The following is an 18,399-nucleotide window of genomic DNA, read 5'->3' as shown; positions in this document are numbered from 1 at the left end:
CACCGGGCAACAGGTGACCCAAAACAAGCGAGCAATTTGCATGTCTAAATCCGTACAAAGCAATAGCGCGGTTCTCGTGCACTTCACGCTGAAGCTGGATGATGGCTCAACGGCTGAATCCACCCGCAATAACGGCAAACCCGCCCTGTTTCGTCTTGGCGACACGTCATTATCCGAAGGTCTGGAGCAACAACTTCTGGGTCTGAAAGAGGGCGAGAACAAGGCGTTTTCGCTGGAGCCGGATGCGGCGTTTGGCGTGCCAAGCCCGGATCTGATCCAGTACTTCTCGCGTCGTGAGTTTATGGATGCGGGCGAGCCGGAAATCGGGGCGATTATGCTCTTTACCGCTATGGATGGCAGCGAAATGCCTGGCGTGATCCGCGAAATCAACGGCGACTCCATCACCGTAGATTTCAACCATCCGCTTGCCGGGCGCACCGTCCATTTTGATATTGAAGTGCTGGAGATTGATCCGGCACTGGAGGCCTGAAATGCAGATCCTGTTGGCTAACCCGCGCGGCTTCTGCGCCGGTGTAGACCGCGCTATCAGCATTGTTGAAAACGCGCTGGAGATTTACGGCGCGCCGATTTATGTGCGCCACGAAGTGGTGCATAACCGTTACGTGGTCGACAGCCTCCGTGAACGCGGTGCAATCTTCATTGAGCAGATCAGCGAAGTGCCGGACGGTGCGATCCTGATATTCTCCGCACACGGCGTCTCCCAGGCGGTACGTAACGAAGCGAAAAGTCGCGATCTGACCGTGTTTGACGCCACCTGCCCGTTAGTAACGAAAGTACATATGGAAGTGGCGCGTGCCAGTCGTCGTGGTGAAGAGTCGATCCTGATTGGTCATGCCGGTCATCCGGAGGTCGAAGGTACCATGGGGCAGTACAGCAACCCGGAAGGGGGCATGTACCTGGTGGAGTCGCCGGAAGATGTGCTCACGCTGAACGTGAAAAACGAATCGCGTCTGTCCTTCATGACGCAGACCACGCTTTCCGTGGATGATACCTCTGATGTGATCGACGCTTTGCGCCAGCGTTTCCCGAAAATTGTCGGGCCGCGTAAAGATGATATCTGCTACGCCACCACCAATCGTCAGGAAGCGGTGCGTGCGCTGGCTGAACAGGCGGACGTGGTGCTGGTGGTGGGTTCTAAAAATTCCTCTAACTCCAACCGTCTGGCCGAACTGGCTCAGCGGATGGGGAAAGCGGCGTTTCTGATCGACGACGCGACGGACATTCAGGAAGCGTGGGTCAAGAATGCGAACTGCGTAGGCGTGACGGCGGGCGCTTCCGCACCGGATATTCTGGTGCAGAATGTGATTGCTCGTCTGCAGGAGCTGGGCGGTGGAGAAGCGATACCGCTGGAAGGACGCGAAGAGAATATTGTCTTCGAAGTACCGAAAGAACTGCGTATCGACGCCCGTGAAGTTGAATAATCCTTCTTCTGATGAAAGGCCAGCACCTCCTGTGCTGGCCTTTTTTTTATCTGAAACTTTATCGTGACGACAAAATCATGTCTTTTACTGATATTTGAGTCTGTTTCACGTTAAATTCTAATTATCGGTGTTTTCAGTTGGCAGCCCTGACAAAGGCTGGTTAATCTGAAAACGGTTTACATCATTTTAACGTAAGAGAATAACTATGCATGATGCACAGATCCGTGTCGCCATTGCGGGCGCGGGTGGACGTATGGGTCGCCAGCTCATTCAGGCGGCACTTCAGATGGATGGCGTGGCCCTGGGCGCGGCACTGGAGCGTGACGGTTCATCGCTTCTTGGGACCGATGCCGGTGAACTGGCTGGTGCCGGCAAGACAGGTGTGACCGTGCAGAGCAGCCTGGAAGCGGTCAAAGATGTTTTTGATGTGTTCATTGATTTCACCCGGCCAGAAGGCACTCTGAACCATCTGGCATTTTGCCGTCAGCACGGCAAAGGAATGGTCATTGGCACCACCGGGTTTGATGAAGCCGGTAAACAAGCCATTCAGAATGCGTCAAACGAGATTGCGATTGTCTTCGCCGCTAACTTTAGCGTGGGCGTAAACGTCATGCTGAAGCTGCTGGAGAAGGCCGCGAAGGTGATGGGCGATTATACCGACATTGAGATTGTCGAAGCTCACCACCGCTATAAAGTCGATGCACCCTCCGGCACGGCGCTGGCAATGGGCGAAGCGATTGCGCATGCACTGGATAAAGATTTAAAAGACTGCGCGGTTTATACCCGTGAAGGTCATACCGGCGAACGTGTCCCGGGGACGATTGGTTTCGCAACCGTTCGTGCGGGTGACATCGTCGGTGAACATACCGCGATGTTCGCCGATATCGGCGAACGTGTTGAGATCACGCATAAAGCCTCCAGCCGCATGACATTCGCGAATGGCGCTGTTCGCTCCGCTTTGTGGCTAAAAGGCAAGGATAACGGTCTTTTTGATATGCGAGATGTGCTCGATCTTAACAATTTGTAAGAGTTATTACCCATCGTGATGTGGTTATTGCAGTCGTAATTGTTTGATTGCATAGGGCAATAATTTATTGCCCTTTTATTTTTAAAATTTCATTATATATTTCGAGCTTTGTCGTAGAAAGTTTATGTTATCTCTCCATTTTGTGTTGCCAGTATGTAAATTTTGACCATTTGGTCCACTTTTTATTGCCCCGTCACAGGCAATTCTAATAAACTTGTCACGCAAGCGTTTTCCGCAGTGATTTACCTGATCTTTTTGCCGCTTAACATCTTTTCAGGCTGCCAGGCTTGCAAAAGGATAATTAAAATCTCCGTTTTAAGTTGACTTTTACCCACCAAATCTCCAGAATGCCGCCGTTTGCCAAAAATCCGCTGGCAACACATTTGCATTGATTTATGACATGGTTGTGAATTAATATGCAAATAAAGTGAGTGAATATTCTCTGGAGGGTGTTTTGATTAAGTCAGCGCTATTGGTTCTGGAAGACGGAACCCAGTTTATCGGTCGGGCCATAGGGGCAACGGGTTCGGCGGTTGGGGAAGTCGTTTTCAATACTTCAATGACCGGTTATCAAGAAATCCTCACTGATCCTTCCTATTCTCGCCAAATCGTTACTCTTACTTATCCTCATATCGGCAATGTTGGCACTAATGCTGCTGATGAAGAGTCCTCTCAGGTTCATGCGCAAGGTCTGGTCATTCGCGACCTGCCGCTGATTGCCAGCAACTTCCGCAACACCGAAGACCTCTCTTCTTACCTGAAGCGCCATAACATCGTGGCGATTGCCGATATCGATACCCGTAAGTTAACGCGTCTGCTGCGCGAGAAGGGTGCACAGAACGGCTGCATCATTGCAGGGGATAACCTCGATGCGGCGCTGGCGCTGGAAAAAGCGAAAGCCTTCCCTGGCCTGAACGGCATGGATCTGGCGAAAGAAGTGACCACTACAGAAGCTTATAGCTGGACGCAGGGGAGCTGGACGCTGGAAGGCGACCTGCCGGAAGCGAAGCCAGAGAGCGAGCTGCCATTCCACGTTGTGGCCTATGATTTTGGTGCCAAGCGCAATATCCTGCGCATGCTGGTTGACCGCGGCTGCCGCCTGACGGTGGTACCTGCGCAAACTTCCGCTGAAGAGGTTCTGAAGATGAACCCGGATGGCATCTTCCTTTCTAACGGACCTGGCGACCCGGCACCGTGCGATTACGCTATCAATGCCATCACGTCCTTCCTCGAAACCGATATTCCGGTATTCGGTATTTGCCTGGGCCATCAGCTGCTGGCGCTGGCGAGTGGGGCGAACACCATTAAGATGAAGTTCGGTCACCACGGTGGTAACCACCCGGTGAAAGACATCGACAACAACACGGTGATGATTACGGCACAGAACCACGGCTTCGCCGTGGATGAAGCGTCTATGCCTTCTAACCTGCGCGTGACGCACAAATCCCTGTTCGATGGCACCCTGCAGGGTATCCATCGCACCGATAAGCCAGCGTTCAGCTTCCAGGGACACCCGGAAGCCAGCCCGGGCCCGCACGATGCCGCACCGCTGTTCGATCACTTTATCGAACTTATCGAGCAATACCGTAAGACCGCTAAATAATCAGGAGCCGAGAAGACAATGCCAAAACGTACAGACATAAAAAGCATCCTGATCCTTGGCGCTGGCCCGATTGTTATCGGTCAGGCCTGTGAATTCGACTACTCCGGTGCGCAGGCGTGTAAAGCCCTGCGTGAAGAGGGTTACCGCGTTATCCTGGTCAACTCTAACCCGGCGACCATCATGACCGACCCGGAAATGGCTGATGCAACCTACATCGAGCCGATTCACTGGGAAGTGGTGCGTAAAATTATCGAAAAAGAGCGTCCGGATGCGGTTCTGCCGACCATGGGCGGCCAGACAGCACTGAACTGCGCGCTGGAGCTGGAACGTCAGGGCGTGCTGGAAGAGTTCGGCGTGACCATGATTGGTGCCACCGCTGACGCGATTGATAAAGCAGAAGACCGTCGTCGCTTTGACGTGGCGATGAAGAAAATTGGCCTCGACACCGCGCGTTCCGGTATTGCACACAATATGGAAGAAGCGCTGGCCGTGGCGGCTGAAGTCGGCTATCCGTGCATCATCCGTCCGTCCTTCACGATGGGCGGAACCGGCGGGGGTATCGCCTACAACCGTGAAGAGTTCGAAGAGATTTGCGAACGCGGTCTGGATCTCTCCCCAACCAAAGAACTGCTGATTGATGAATCGCTGATTGGCTGGAAAGAGTATGAGATGGAAGTGGTGCGTGACAAAAACGACAACTGCATCATCGTCTGCTCCATCGAAAACTTCGATGCAATGGGTATCCACACCGGCGACTCCATCACCGTGGCGCCAGCGCAAACGCTGACCGACAAAGAGTACCAAATCATGCGTAACGCCTCGATGGCGGTACTGCGTGAAATCGGGGTGGAAACGGGCGGGTCTAACGTCCAGTTCTCCGTGAACCCGAAAACTGGCCGTCTGATTGTTATCGAAATGAACCCGCGCGTGTCCCGTTCTTCCGCGCTGGCGTCTAAAGCTACCGGCTTCCCGATTGCGAAAGTGGCCGCGAAACTGGCGGTGGGTTATACCCTCGACGAGCTGATGAACGACATTACCGGTGGCCGCACACCTGCGTCCTTCGAACCGTCCATCGACTACGTTGTGACCAAGATCCCTCGCTTTAACTTCGAGAAATTCGCCGGTGCGAACGATCGTCTGACGACCCAGATGAAATCGGTCGGTGAAGTGATGGCGATTGGCCGCACGCAGCAGGAATCCCTGCAAAAAGCGCTGCGCGGTCTGGAAGTGGGGGTGACCGGTTTCGATCCGAAAGTGAGCCTCGACGACCCGGAAGCACTGACCAAAATCCGTCGCGAGCTGAAAGACGCGGGCGCAGAGCGTATCTGGTACATTGCCGACGCCTTCCGCGCAGGCCTCTCCGTCGATGGCGTCTTCAACCTGACCAACATCGACCGCTGGTTCCTGGTGCAGATTGAAGAGCTGGTGCGTCTGGAAGAGAAAGTGGCGGACCTGGGCATCAACGGCCTGGACGCTGACTTCCTGCGCATGCTGAAGCGCAAAGGCTTTGCCGACGCGCGTCTGGCAAAACTGGCCGGCGTGCGCGAAGCGGAAATCCGCAAGCTGCGTGACCAGTATGACCTGCACCCGGTCTACAAACGTGTTGATACCTGTGCAGCAGAATTTGCGACCGACACCGCTTACATGTACTCCACGTATGAAGACGAGTGTGAAGCGAATCCGTCCGTTGACCGCGACAAGATTATGGTACTGGGCGGTGGCCCAAACCGTATCGGTCAGGGTATCGAGTTTGACTACTGCTGCGTACACGCCTCTCTGGCGCTGCGCGAAGATGGTTACGAGACCATTATGGTCAACTGTAACCCGGAAACGGTTTCTACCGACTACGACACCTCTGACCGTCTCTACTTCGAACCGGTAACACTGGAAGACGTGCTGGAAATCGTGCACATCGAGAAGCCTAAAGGCGTGATCGTGCAGTACGGCGGCCAGACTCCGCTGAAACTGGCGCGCGCGCTGGAAGCCGCGGGTGTGCCGGTTATCGGTACCAGCCCGGATGCCATTGACCGTGCAGAAGACCGCGAGCGTTTCCAGCAGGCGGTTGACCGTCTGAAGCTGAAACAGCCGGCAAACGCCACCGTGACGGCGATTGAACAAGCGGTTGAGAAGGCGAAAGAGATTGGCTACCCGCTGGTGGTGCGTCCTTCCTACGTACTGGGCGGCCGCGCTATGGAAATCGTCTACGACGAAGCTGACCTGCGCCGCTACTTCCAGACGGCAGTCAGCGTGTCCAACGATGCGCCGGTGCTGCTGGATCGCTTCCTCGACGATGCGGTTGAAGTGGATGTGGATGCTATCTGTGATGGCGAAATGGTGCTGATTGGCGGCATCATGGAGCACATCGAGCAGGCGGGCGTGCACTCAGGCGACTCCGCCTGTTCTCTGCCAGCGTACACCCTGAGTCAGGAAATTCAGGATGTGATGCGTCAGCAGGTGCAGAAACTGGCCTTCGAACTGCAGGTTCGCGGTCTGATGAACGTTCAGTTCGCCGTGAAAGACAACGAAGTCTACCTGATTGAAGTGAACCCGCGTGCAGCACGTACCGTACCGTTCGTCTCTAAAGCGACCGGTATTCCGCTGGCAAAAGTGGCGGCGCGTGTGATGGCTGGCCAGACGCTGGCACAACAGGGCGTCACTAAAGAGATTATCCCGCCGTACTACTCGGTGAAAGAGGTGGTGCTGCCGTTCAACAAATTCCCGGGCGTTGACCCACTGTTAGGGCCAGAGATGCGCTCTACCGGGGAAGTGATGGGCGTGGGCCGCACCTTCGCAGAAGCGTTTGCTAAAGCGCAACTGGGCAGTAACTCCACCATGAAGAAATCTGGCCGTGCGCTGCTCTCGGTTCGCGAAGGTGATAAAGAGCGCGTGGTTGACCTGGCGGCCAAGCTGCTGAAACAGGGCTTCGAGCTGGATGCAACCCACGGTACGGCGATTGTGCTGGGTGAAGCGGGAATCAACCCGCGTCTGGTGAACAAGGTGCATGAAGGTCGTCCGCACATTCAGGATCGCATCAAGAATGGCGAATACACCTACATCATCAACACCACTGCGGGCCGCCAGGCGATTGAAGACTCCAAGCTGATTCGCCGCAGCGCGCTGCAGTACAAAGTGCATTACGACACCACCCTGAACGGCGGTTTCGCAACAGCCATGGCGCTGAACGCGGATGCTACCGAGAAGGTGATTTCGGTTCAGGAAATGCACGCCCAGATTAACAAGTAAGACAAATTGCCCGGTACCGTTCGGTTGCCGGGCATTCTTCCCCTCTTCAGAACCTTCTGGTTTTCCATCCGCATTCAGTCAGTTAGCCTAAAATGGTTAGGTCGATAATGAAATTCAACTGAGAGCAGGGGAAAACACCATGCAAAATAAACTACTGATCGCTTCCGTTCTGGCTGCCACTGCAATGTTCACCGTAGCAGGGTGTTCATCTAATCAGGCGGTAAAAACCACCGATGGCCGCACCATTATTACTGACGGCAAACCGCAGGTGGATGACGACACCGGTCTGGTGTCCTATAAAAACGCGGAAACCGGTCAAACCGAGCAGATTAACCGTGACCAGGTTAAATCCATGGGTGAACTGGATAATTAAAAAAAGCAGTGGCATCCGCCACTGCTTTTTTTGCTTGATGCTGATGGATTACCAGCGGTGGTTTAACAAAATATGACCGCCGTAAGCGGCATAGTTGTTTTCACCCCATTCGCCGCTGGCGCGAAGTGAAATCGTCGTGGTCTCGTTAAGATTGCCGGTAATACCCAGCTCTACCTGACCACGATCCTCCGGCGTATCATTACTTACGGTTTCGTCGTTGAAGGCCAGATCGTTTTGACCTGCATCCTTCAGCCAGTTCACCGCAACGTATGGCTGCCAGGCCGTGACGTCCTTTTGCTGGAAATAGCTGGATTTCACACCCAGACGACCGAAGACGCTGTCGTTATCCAGAGTCGTCACCCGGACGCCATCGCGGTCCGTATGATTTTCCTGATCAAGATAGCTGTAGATCACCTGCGCCTGAGGCTCGATCTTCCAGGTACGCTCGTTTTCAGATGGGATAACCCACGCATGGCCGACTTCAACAGACGCGGCAAAACCTTCGCTGTCGTAATCTTCATCGTTGCGGTTGCTGGTCACTTTGTTGTTGTACCAGCTGTAGGCGGCCCAGGTATCAATGTAGCTGCCCAGACGTAATTTCTGATCTTCCTGCCAGGTGGCGTAGAGCCCAACGTTGAAGCCATCGACTTTACCCTGTGCGTCACGCACGTTGTGTTTCGCATCTGAGTGGGTCTTCGCCTGGCCTGCACCGAACATGCCACCGGCACGCAGGATACCGCTGTCCATTGGCTTGCTGAGGAAATCGCTGCCGACTTGCAGAACGGTGGTCGTGGTGTCGTAGCTGACTTTATCACCGCCTGCATCATTTTCATGGTAACGACCTTTTACATACATCCAGGTATTCAGATCGTCTTCGTTACGGAAGGTGAGCTGATCGCGATCGTCACGTTTGTGCAGGAACATACTCTGAGCAGCCAGATAGTTGCCTAAATACGCGCCCACTTCAGGTGCCATCACTTCTGGTGCTGGGGTATTGCCGCCGCCGTTATCGGTATTATCACCACCGTCGCCGTTATCATTGCCGCCGCTGTTGCCGCCATCGTCGGTATTGCTGCCATTGTCACTGTTACCGCCATTATCAGTGTTGCCGCCATCGTCGGTATTGCCACCGTTGTCGGTATTATCTCCGTCATCGGTATCATCTGTCGGATCGACAGGTGGCGTGGCCTTCGATTCCAGGTACCAGTTCCCGTCACTATGCTGGTAAAGAGAGTATTCGTATGCGCCTGCCACAACCGGTTTGGCCAGGGTTAGCTGTGCTTCAGAGCTGCCGGCGACGCTGACAATCTCCATGCCGTTCACGGTCTGTGCGCCAAGTCCACCCATGTTGCTGACGGTCACGCCGGACTGGCCAAAACTGCTGCCGGTTATTGTGAGATGATCGGTAGGCGCCGTGTCAGTACCCAGCTCGCTGTTTAATACAATCTGGCTACCTTCTGCGCCGGTATAATCGCCGTTAATGGTAAAATCATTACCCACGCTGTGGTCGGCTGAACTGAGCAAAAGCGTGCCGCTGTTGGTCACGTTGCCGTTAATGATATCAATGCCGGCGTCGTTGAGCGTTGCGTTACCCTCGATTGCATTCCACGCTGCCAGCGTACCGCCGCTGAGAATAGTAATGTTGTTGTAGACGGTTCCTGCGGTGGCAAACTTTGCCCCGTTCTGCACGGTAAGAGTGGCATTGCTGTTTTCGACACCTAACGTTGCGCCTGCCGCTACCAGCGTTGTGCCGTTTCGCAGGGTCGTATCGCCGGTATAGCTGTTGTTGCCGGTAAGCGTCAGCGTATTCGCATCAACTTTCTCTACGTTTCCGCTGCCGGTCATGTCAGTAGAAAACGTGAAATTGTCTCCCTGGTTAAAGATAACCGTACCATTGTTGGTTAGCCCGCCGCTGAGACTTGCCATACCTTCGCCATTGCCCAGCTGCAGCGTGGCTTCATTCGCCACCAGCGTATTGCCAGCATTGGAAACGGTACCCGCCAGGGTCAGGTTGCCGCTATTCACCTGCAGTGAATCACCGGCACCAATGATGTCGACGTTACCCGTCAGCGTCCAGTCTTCACCGTTCATTTTGACAGAGGCGAAACCATCGCCTTCGTTCAGCCCGATAAAATTGCTGTCTTCTGTCCCGGCGCCTACCAGGGTCAGGGTGTTACCGGTTGAAAGCGTGGAAATGACATCGCCAGACAGGTTTGAACCTGTGTTGAGGGTGAGGGTATTATTTTTGTTACTGGCGAACATTATAGCTGTCTTGCCACCGCCAATTGAGCCATTGTTAATGATGTCAGCCTTCGCGGTATCCGTTACGTTGATACCATTCTGATCACCCTGAATGGTGCCGGTATTGATGATTTTGGTTCCACCACCGCTGAGTTTGATACCATCTTCGCTTGTGCCGATAATCGAGCCATTATTATCAATCACGATTCCGGCGTCAGTAGCCAGACCTGTATTGCCTTTAATGATGCCTGTTTCCGTATTTGATATGCTAATTGCAGAGGAATCTTCATTAACAAAAATCCCCTTTTCAAAGCCGGTTATGTTTCCTTTGTTGGTTAAACTACCCTGCATCGTGACTATGTTTACAGCGTTCTTTGTGGCGGAGGAAATGGTAGCGCCAGCATTATTATTAATATCGAGTGGCTGCGCGCTAGTGTTTATATCAAGTCCATTCGAAGTGCCGGAAATATTCCCATTGTTTGTTATTGAACTGACTTTAAATCCTGAGGCGGAAACAGCGGCTAAATCGCCAGACGAAGACACAGTAATATCTTTATTGATGACGTATTCGGTATCGGCGGAGAAATCTTGCGGAGCAGAGGTTGACTGGTCGATGGTGCCTGCAGAACTGATTATTGGTGTAAAAACAAGCAGGGCGGGAAATAATCTCCCCAGTAACTGGGTGGTCCTGTTTAATTCCAGACGTTTTACTTTCATATTCACATCCATTTAAAAGGAAATTCGAAGTGAAGAAAAATATTCTCTTTCAGGTTTTAAAGAAAAGCGTTGAGAGGAGTAGATTGAAATTATTATGTTTTCAATGTGTTATGTATACTTCGATTTATTAAAATGCAAATTTAATAAATCTAAATATGACACGATTATAAATAATGCAGTGTAAATTATTTGTGAGGGGAATATATTTGCAGGTGTTCAAATAAGTACTGGAAAACCTCTGCGAACTGGCACTAAAGAGTAGCAATACTTGCGTTTTGCTCCCGACGCGTCACTGAACACTTTCAGCGGGCGGGTTAACTGTCTACACTCACATCTACAAGAGAGAAGACAGTCAAAACAGGCCGATTCATGATTCTGATAATTTATGCGCATCCCTATCCGCAGCACTCCCATGCGAATAAGCGCATGCTTGAGCAGGTAAGGACACTCGACAACGTAGAGATACGTTCCCTCTATCAACTTTATCCTGATTTTAACATCGACATCGCCGCCGAACAGGAGGCGCTCACTCGCGCCGATCTGATCATCTGGCAACACCCGATGCAGTGGTACAGCACACCACCGCTCCTCAAATTGTGGATCGACAAAGTCTTTTCCCACGGCTGGGCATATGGTCACAACGGGCATGCGCTTAAGGGAAAAAGCCTGATGTGGGCTGTGACCACCGGTGGTGGAGAAAGCCACTTCGATATTGGCTCTTTCCCGGGTTTTGAGGTGCTGGCACAACCGCTTCAGGCGACAGCGCTCTACTGTGGTCTTACCTGGCTTCCTCCTTTTGCTATGCACTGTACATTTGTTTGTGACGATGAGACGTTGCAGGCGCAGGCTCGTCATTATAAACAACGCTTACTAGAGTGGCAGGAGGCGCACAATGGATAGCCATACGCTGATACAGGCGCTGATTTACCTTGGCGCGGCGGCGCTGATTGTGCCCGTTGCGGTTCGCCTGGGGCTGGGCTCCGTGCTGGGCTACCTGATCGCCGGGTGTGTTATCGGACCCTGGGGATTCCGCCTGGTCACGGATGCGGAGGCGATTCTGCATTTCGCCGAAATTGGCGTCGTGCTGATGCTGTTTGTCATTGGTCTGGAACTCGACCCGCAGCGGTTGTGGAAGCTGCGCGCCTCAGTATTTGGCGGCGGGGCGCTACAGATGGTGGCCTGCGGTCTGCTGTTGGGCGGGTTCTGTATTTTACTGGGAATGGACTGGAAAGTGGCTGCGCTTATTGGCATGACGCTGGCACTCTCTTCGACGGCGATTGCCATGCAGGCAATGAACGAGCGAAACCTGACCGTTTCTCAGATGGGGCGCAGTGCATTTTCGGTGCTGCTGTTTCAGGATATCGCGGCCATTCCGCTGGTGGCGATGATCCCGCTGCTGGCTGCCAGCGGGGCATCAACGACGCTAGGCGCTTTTGCCCTCTCTGCGTTGAAAGTGGTCGGTGCGCTGGCACTGGTTGTCCTGCTTGGCCGTTATGTTACCCGTCCGCTGCTGCGCTTCGTCGCTCGCTCGGGACTGCGGGAAGTGTTCAGTGCCGTGGCGCTGTTCCTGGTGTTTGGTTTCGGTCTGCTGCTGGAGGAAGCCGGGCTGTCGATGGCGATGGGAGCCTTCCTCGCGGGCGTTCTGCTGGCCAGCTCAGAGTACCGACACGCGCTGGAAAGCGATATCGAGCCATTCAAAGGATTGCTGCTGGGGCTGTTTTTCATCGGAGTCGGGATGTCTATCGACTTTGGCACGCTGGTCACGCATCCACTGCGGATCCTCATCCTGCTGGTCGGTTTCCTGGTCATCAAAATGATGATGCTGTGGCTGATCGCCCGCCCGCTGAACGTGCCTGGCAGACAGCGTCGCTGGTTCGCCGTGCTGCTCGGACAGGGAAGCGAATTCGCGTTTGTGGTTTTCGGCGCGGCGCAAATGGCCAATGTGCTCGATCCCGAGTGGGCGAAAGCGCTGACGCTGGCGGTCGCGCTGTCGATGGCGGCAACGCCGATCCTGCTGGTGCTGCTGACGCGTCTGGAAAAAACAGGCAGCGAACAGGAACGCGAAGCCGATGAGATTGACGAGGAACAGCCACGTGTGATCATCGCCGGATTCGGTCGCTTTGGGCAGATCACCGGTCGTTTACTGCTCTCAAGCGGAGTAAAAATGGTCATTCTCGATCACGATCCGGACCATGTGGATACCCTGCGTAAGTTCGATATGAAAGTCTTCTACGGCGATGCGACGCGTGTTGATCTGCTGGAATCAGCCGGCGCAGCGAAAGCGGAAGTCCTCATCAACGCGATTGACGATCCCCAGACCAGTATGCAGCTGGTTGAGCTGGTGAAGGAGCATTTCCCGAACCTGACCATTATCTCCCGCGCGCGCGATGTGGATCACTACATCCAGCTGCGACAGGCAGGGGTGGCCGCACCCGAGCGTGAAACCTTCGAAGGGGCGCTTAAGTCTGGCCGTATGGCGCTGGAAAGCCTGGGCCTGGGCGCGTATGAAACGCGAGAACGCGCGGACCTGTTCCGCCGCTTCAATACCGATATGGTGGAAGAGATGGTGGCGATGGCGGGCAGTACGGCCACAGAACGTGCGGCGGTGTTTAAACGCACCAGTGCAATGCTGACAGAGATCATTAACGAGGATCGTAATCATCTGTCGCTGGTGCAGCGTCATGGATGGCAGGGAACCGAGGAGGGCAAGCATACCGGCGATCCGGCGGACGAACCGGAGAGTAAACCTTCCGCGTGAAGTGGAGTTGCCAGCAATATTAAAAAATTTCTCTTTCTTTACCATGCCGCCAGTCGACGAAAGATTAAGCTTTCCGTATAGTGGCGGCAATTTTTTGCATCCGGGAAATTTTCAATGATCAGTCTGATTGCAGCGCTGGCGGTGGACCGTGTTATCGGTATGGAAAATGCCATGCCGTGGAACCTGCCTGCCGATCTCGCATGGTTTAAACGTACGACGTTAAACAAGCCGGTAGTGATGGGCCGCCTGACCTGGGAGTCGATTGGTCGTCCATTGCCGGGCCGTAAGAATATCGTGATCAGTAGCCAGCCTGGCACAGACGATCGCGTCGAATGGGTGAAATCCGTGGACGAGGCGATTGCCGCGTGCGGTAACGCCGACGAGATCATGGTGATTGGTGGTGGGCGTGTGTATGAGCAGTTCCTGCCGAAAGCGCAAAAGCTCTATCTAACGCATATTGATGCGGAAGTGGAAGGCGATACCCATTTTCCGGACTACGATCCGGACGAATGGGAATCGGTATTCAGCGAATTCCATGATGCGGATGCGCAGAACTCACACAGCTACTGCTTCGAGATTCTGGAACGTCGCTAGTTGCTTTTCCCTCTCCCGGCCGGGAGAGGGAATTCACTCTCAGGAGGCGACCGCCTCGCCTTCCCCCAGATCCAGCTGTCGGTTGGACGGCTGCACGAAGTAGGTTTTATCTTCCCAGCGTAAGCAGGTTAAATCCCCGCCCCAGCAACAACCGGTATCAAGACCGTAGATCCCGTCTGGCGTGCCTTTCCCTTCTAGCGCGGCCCAGTGGCCAAACACCACGCTGTACTCACTGGTGACCGGTCCGGGGATCGCAAACCACGGTTTAAGCGGCGCAGGCGCACTTTCCGGCGTCTCTTTGGAGTACATATCCAGTTGCCCGTTCGGGAAGCAGAAACGCATCCGTGTGAACGCGTTCGTGATAAAACGCAGGCGTGCCAGACCGCTCAGATCTTCGCTCCAGTGGTTTGGCATATCGCCATACATGGCATCAAGGAAGAAAGGATAGGAATCGCTCGCCAGTACCGCTTCAACGTCACGTGCGCAGGTTTTTGCCGTCTCAAGATCCCACTGTGGGGTGATCCCGGCGTGGGCCATAACCAGTTTTTTCTCCTCATCGACCTGCAACAGCGGCTGACGACGCAGCCAGTTGATCAGTTCGTCGGCGTCTGGCGCATCCAGCAGCGGGGTGAGGCGATCTTTCGGCTTATTGCGGCTGATGCCGGCAAAGACGGCCAGCAGATGTAAATCATGATTACCCAGCACCATGCGTACGCTGTCGCCAAGCGATTTTACGAAGCGTAAAACCTCGAGGGAACCTGGCCCACGCGCCACTAAATCGCCCGTCAGCCAGAGAATATCCCGTCCTGGCGTAAAGTCGACCTGTTTTAATAATGCGATCAGTTCATCGTAGCAACCATGAACGTCGCCAATCAGATATGTAGACATTAGATTAATGAATGAGTGTTGTAACGGCGAGACGGAACACAGGGATCGCAACGCGGAATACATTGCCATCGACGTCGACCATTTCATAATGGCCTTGCATGGTTCCCAGCGGCGTTTCTATCACCGCACCGCTGGTGTACTGATACTCTTCGCCAGGGTCGATGTGGGGCTGTTCACCAACCACACCTTCACCCTGAACTTCGATTTCACGGCCATTGCCGTTAGTGATAAGCCAGTAACGCCCGAGCAGCTGCACAGGCATCCGCCCCAGATTGCGAATGGTCACGGTGTAGGCAAAAACAAAGCGCTCTTCATCGGGTGAGGACTGCGATTCAACGTAAACGCTTTGTACCTGGACACATACGCGGGGCGAATCAATCATGGCTTAACTCTCCTTCGGCGGCGCTTTTTCGCTAATGTAATTAGCCAGTTTACAGTACTGCTCAACAGAAATATTTTCTGCACGCATTGCCGGGTCAATGCCCAGCTCGGCCAGCACGTCAACGGTGAACAGATTGCCGAGGCTGTTACGGATCGTTTTACGGCGCTGGTTAAACGCTTCTGTCGTGATGCGGCTCAGTACGCGCAGGTCTTTGACCGGGTATGGCATCGTTTTATGCGGCACAAGGCGCACAACGGCAGAGTCGACTTTCGGTGGCGGCGTGAAGGCGGACGGCGGCACTTCGAGCACCGGGATCACATTGCAGAAATATTGCGCCATCACGCTTAAACGACCATACGCTTTACTGTTTGGTCCTGCAACCAGACGGTTTACGACCTCTTTTTGCAACATGAAGTGCATGTCGGCAATGGCATCAGTATAGCTAAAGAGGTGGAACATTAGCGGCGTGGAGATGTTATATGGCAGGTTACCGAATACGCGCAGCGGTTGACCCATTTTTTCTGCCAGCTCGCCAAAGTTCATGGTCATGGCATCTTGCTGATAAATAGTCAGCTTTGGCCCCAGGAACGGGTGCGTTTGCAGACGAGCAGCGAGATCGCGGTCGAGTTCGATTACGGTCAGTTCGTCCAGACGTTCGCCTACAGGTTCAGTCAGTGCTGCCAGACCCGGGCCGATTTCGACCATCGCCTGGCCTTTTTGTGGATTAATAGCCGAGACAATACTGTCGATCACGAACTGATCGTTGAGGAAGTTTTGCCCGAAGCGTTTACGGGCTAAGTGGCCCTGATGGACTCGATTAGTCATTGAGTATTAACAATCATTTTGATGGCGAGATTAAGCGCCGTAATAAAACTGCCGACATCCGCTTTTCCCTGGCCTGCCAGATCCAGCGCAGTACCGTGGTCGACGGACGTTCGAATAAAAGGTAAACCGAGGGTGATATTCACCCCACGGCCAAAGCCCTGGTATTTTAGCACGGGCAGGCCCTGATCGTGGTACATCGCGAGCACGGCGTCGGCATTATCCAGGTATTTGGGCTGGAAAAGGGTATCGGCAGGCAACGGCCCGCTGAGGTTCATCCCTTTCGCACGCATCTCATCAAGCACCGGAATGATGGTGTCGATCTCTTCGGTACCCATATGCCCGCCTTCCCCGGCGTGCGGGTTCAGGCCGCAGACCAGAACGTGCGGCTGTTTAATGCCAAATTTGGTCTGCAGATCGTGATGCAGTATCCCGATGATCTCCCGCAGCAGTTCTGGGGTGATGGCATCAGGAATGGCCTTGATGGGCAAATGGGTTGTCACCAGGGCCACCCGCATCGCTTCCGTCGCCAGCATCATCACCACTTTCGGGCTGTGCGATCGCTCTTCAAAAAACTCGGTATGCCCGGTGAACGGAATACCCGCTTCGTTAATCACCCCTTTGTGCACGGGGCCCGTGATCAAGGCAGCAAACTCACCCTTCAGGCAACCATCGCAGGCGCGCGCCAGGGTTTCGACAACATAGTGGCCGTTTTCAGTGCTGAGCTGACCTGGAATTACAGGAGTACGAAGAGGGACGGGAAGAAGCGTGAGCGTTCCGGCTTGCTGCGGTGCAGGCTGTTGACCTTCAACGTAGGGGATGAGCGTTAAAGGCAGACCGAGCAGTGTTGCCCGGTCTTGTAACAGTGTTGCATCAGCACAGACAACCAGTTCCACCGGCCAGCTACGTTGGGCAAGCTGGACCACGAGGTCTGGCCCAATCCCGGCGGGTTCGCCGGGTGTGATCACAACACGGTGCTGTTTCATTAGTTGCTCAGAACTTTCACATAAGCACTGGCGCGTTGTTCCTGCATCCAGGTCGCCGCTTCTTCAGAGAACTTACGGTTGAACAGCATACGATAGGCTCTGTCTTTTTGCGCCGCGTCGGTTTTATCAACGTTGCGGGTATCCAGCAGTTCGATCAGATGCCAGCCAAAGGAGGAGTGTACCGGCGCACTCATCTGGCCTTTGTTCAGCTTCATCAGCGCATCGCGGAATGCCGGATCGTAGATATCCGCAGCCGCCCAGCCCAGGTCGCCGCCCTGGTTAGCAGAGCCAGGATCCTGAGAGAACTCTTTTGCGGCATTCGCAAACGACGTTTTTCCGCTCTTGATGTCCGCGGCAATCTGTTGCAGCTTCGCACGCGCCTGATCGTCCGTCATGATCGGTGACGGTTTCAGCAGAATGTGGCGGGCATGAACTTCAGTGACGGAGATGTTCTGGCTCTGACCACGCAGGTCGTTGACTTTCAGGATATGGAAGCCGACACCTGAACGGATTGGACCCACGATGTCGCCTTTTTTCGCCGTGCTCAGCGCCTGTGCAAAGAGGGATGGCAGTTCCTGAATACGTCCCCAGCCCATCTGGCCGCCTTTCAGCGCCTGTTGGTCAGCGGAGTAGGTGATGGCCAGCTTGCCAAAGTCACTGCCGTTACGAGCCTGCTCGACGATAGCGCGTGCCTGGCTTTCCGCTTCAGCGGCCTGATCGGAGGTTGGGTTCTCTGGCAGCGGGATCAGAATGTGGCTCAGGTTCAGCTCGGTGCTGGCGTCGTTCTGGTTGCCTACCTGTTTTGCCAGCGCGTCGACTTCCTGCGGCAGGATAGTGACGCGGCGACGGACTTCATTGTTACGCACTTCCGAAATCAGCATCTCTTTACGGATCTGATTACGGTAAGTTGAGTAGCTGATGCCATCATAGGCCAGACGACTGCGCATCTGATCCAGGCTCATGTTGTTCTGCTTTGCGATGTTAGCGATCGCCTGGTCGAGCTGCTCGTCAGTGACTTTCACCCCCATCTTCTGACCCATTTGCAGGATAATCTGATCCATGATCAGACGTTCCAGGATCTGGTGGCGCAGCGTTGCGTCATCCGGAAGTTGCTGACCCGCTTCGCCCGAATTGAGCTTCACAGATTTCATTAAACCGTCAACGTCACTTTCGAGCACGACACCGTTGTTAACTACAGCGGCGACCTTATCAACAACCTGGGGGGCCGCGAAGCTGGTATTCGCAACCATAGCGACACCGAGCAGCAGCGTTTTCCAGTTCTTCATACTTTTTCCATTTCAATTAACCGCAAAGCGGATTACG

The 18,399-nt window shown here is 54.1% G+C and carries 16 protein-coding genes; 10 read left to right on the top strand and 6 right to left on the bottom strand.

The genetic code is table 11. The features are described 5' to 3' along the window. The first annotated feature begins 40 nt into the window (after positions 1–40). The 6 genes from fkpB to ACTJJI_RS10615 all read left to right on the top strand — a co-directional run bounded on the left by fkpB (position 41) and on the right by ACTJJI_RS10615 (position 7,688). Positions 41–490 (top strand): FKBP-type peptidyl-prolyl cis-trans isomerase, encoded by a 450-nt coding sequence (gene fkpB / locus ACTJJI_RS10640; protein ID WP_333487565.1) that lies wholly within the window; start codon positions 41–43, stop codon positions 488–490. A gap of 1 nt (position 491) precedes the next feature. Then, on the top strand, positions 492–1,442 hold the full coding sequence (gene ispH / locus ACTJJI_RS10635; protein WP_440653984.1) for a 4-hydroxy-3-methylbut-2-enyl diphosphate reductase: 951 nt from the start codon (positions 492–494) through the stop codon (positions 1,440–1,442). A 205-nt stretch (positions 1,443–1,647) separates the two neighbouring features. Then, the gene (dapB, locus tag ACTJJI_RS10630) at positions 1,648–2,469 is read left to right on the top strand and encodes a 4-hydroxy-tetrahydrodipicolinate reductase (protein WP_440653982.1); all 822 of its coding nucleotides are present in this window, start codon (positions 1,648–1,650) and stop codon (positions 2,467–2,469) included. A gap of 454 nt (positions 2,470–2,923) precedes the next feature. After that, on the top strand, positions 2,924–4,072 hold the full coding sequence (carA, locus tag ACTJJI_RS10625; RefSeq protein ID WP_046889351.1) for a glutamine-hydrolyzing carbamoyl-phosphate synthase small subunit: 1,149 nt from the start codon (positions 2,924–2,926) through the stop codon (positions 4,070–4,072). 18 nt (positions 4,073–4,090) lie between these two features. Next, positions 4,091–7,315 carry a carbamoyl-phosphate synthase large subunit gene (gene carB, locus ACTJJI_RS10620; RefSeq protein WP_440653979.1) on the top strand — a complete coding sequence of 1,075 codons (3,225 nt, stop codon included), beginning with the start codon at positions 4,091–4,093 and terminating at the stop codon, positions 7,313–7,315. A 139-nt stretch (positions 7,316–7,454) separates the two neighbouring features. Further along, positions 7,455–7,688 (top strand): YgdI/YgdR family lipoprotein, encoded by a 234-nt coding sequence (locus ACTJJI_RS10615; protein WP_013095533.1) that lies wholly within the window; start codon positions 7,455–7,457, stop codon positions 7,686–7,688. Positions 7,689–7,736: 48 nt separating this feature from the next. On the opposite strand, the gene ACTJJI_RS10610 is transcribed toward ACTJJI_RS10615, so the two are convergent. Then, positions 7,737–10,280: an autotransporter family protein gene (locus ACTJJI_RS10610; RefSeq protein WP_440653977.1), complete on the bottom strand. Its 2,544-nt coding sequence runs from the start codon at positions 10,278–10,280 to the stop codon at positions 7,737–7,739. Here ACTJJI_RS10610 and ACTJJI_RS10605 point away from each other — a divergent pair. The 4 genes from ACTJJI_RS10605 to folA all read left to right on the top strand — a co-directional run bounded on the left by ACTJJI_RS10605 (position 10,171) and on the right by folA (position 13,998). Next, complete coding sequence (locus tag ACTJJI_RS10605; RefSeq protein WP_163281471.1) at positions 10,171–10,662, top strand: hypothetical protein; 492 nt, start codon at positions 10,171–10,173, stop codon at positions 10,660–10,662. The genes ACTJJI_RS10610 and ACTJJI_RS10605 overlap by 110 nt on opposite strands. 353 nt (positions 10,663–11,015) lie before the next feature. Further along, positions 11,016–11,546, top strand: a complete 531-nt coding sequence (kefF, locus tag ACTJJI_RS10600) for a glutathione-regulated potassium-efflux system oxidoreductase KefF (protein WP_046889350.1) — start codon at positions 11,016–11,018, stop codon at positions 11,544–11,546. Beyond that, positions 11,539–13,404, top strand: coding sequence for a glutathione-regulated potassium-efflux system protein KefC (gene kefC, locus ACTJJI_RS10595; protein ID WP_440653974.1), 1,866 nt, complete (start codon positions 11,539–11,541; stop codon positions 13,402–13,404). The genes kefF and kefC overlap by 8 nt, the downstream gene beginning before the upstream one ends. Positions 13,405–13,518: 114 nt before the next feature. After that, entirely contained in the window at positions 13,519–13,998 is a 480-nt protein-coding gene (gene folA / locus ACTJJI_RS10590; protein ID WP_047360425.1) for a type 3 dihydrofolate reductase, read from the top strand. Between the two features lie 39 nt (positions 13,999–14,037). Here the strand turns inward: folA and apaH are convergent, their stop codons facing one another. Genes apaH through surA form a run of 5 tightly spaced genes read right to left on the bottom strand, consistent with a single transcriptional unit; the run spans position 14,038 to position 18,362 of the window. Then, complete coding sequence (gene apaH, locus ACTJJI_RS10585; RefSeq protein ID WP_014830615.1) at positions 14,038–14,886, bottom strand: bis(5'-nucleosyl)-tetraphosphatase (symmetrical) ApaH; 849 nt, start codon at positions 14,884–14,886, stop codon at positions 14,038–14,040. A 4-nt stretch (positions 14,887–14,890) separates the two neighbouring features. Continuing rightward, complete coding sequence (gene apaG, locus ACTJJI_RS10580) at positions 14,891–15,268, bottom strand: Co2+/Mg2+ efflux protein ApaG (protein ID WP_014830616.1); 378 nt, start codon at positions 15,266–15,268, stop codon at positions 14,891–14,893. Between the two features lie 3 nt (positions 15,269–15,271). Continuing rightward, positions 15,272–16,093, bottom strand: coding sequence for a 16S rRNA (adenine(1518)-N(6)/adenine(1519)-N(6))-dimethyltransferase RsmA (gene rsmA / locus ACTJJI_RS10575; protein WP_014830617.1), 822 nt, complete (start codon positions 16,091–16,093; stop codon positions 15,272–15,274). Further along, complete coding sequence (gene pdxA / locus ACTJJI_RS10570; RefSeq protein ID WP_047360423.1) at positions 16,090–17,076, bottom strand: 4-hydroxythreonine-4-phosphate dehydrogenase PdxA; 987 nt, start codon at positions 17,074–17,076, stop codon at positions 16,090–16,092. The genes rsmA and pdxA overlap by 4 nt, the downstream gene beginning before the upstream one ends. Continuing rightward, positions 17,076–18,362, bottom strand: a complete 1,287-nt coding sequence (gene surA, locus ACTJJI_RS10565; protein WP_014830619.1) for a peptidylprolyl isomerase SurA — start codon at positions 18,360–18,362, stop codon at positions 17,076–17,078. The genes pdxA and surA overlap by 1 nt, the downstream gene beginning before the upstream one ends. Between the last annotated feature and the right edge of the window lie 37 nt (positions 18,363–18,399).

The sequence above is a fragment of the Enterobacter sp. 22466 genome (assembly GCF_052044775.1).
GTDB classification, from domain to species: Bacteria; Pseudomonadota; Gammaproteobacteria; order Enterobacterales; family Enterobacteriaceae; genus Enterobacter; species Enterobacter dissolvens.
This window is presented reverse-complemented; position numbering and strand designations above follow the sequence as displayed.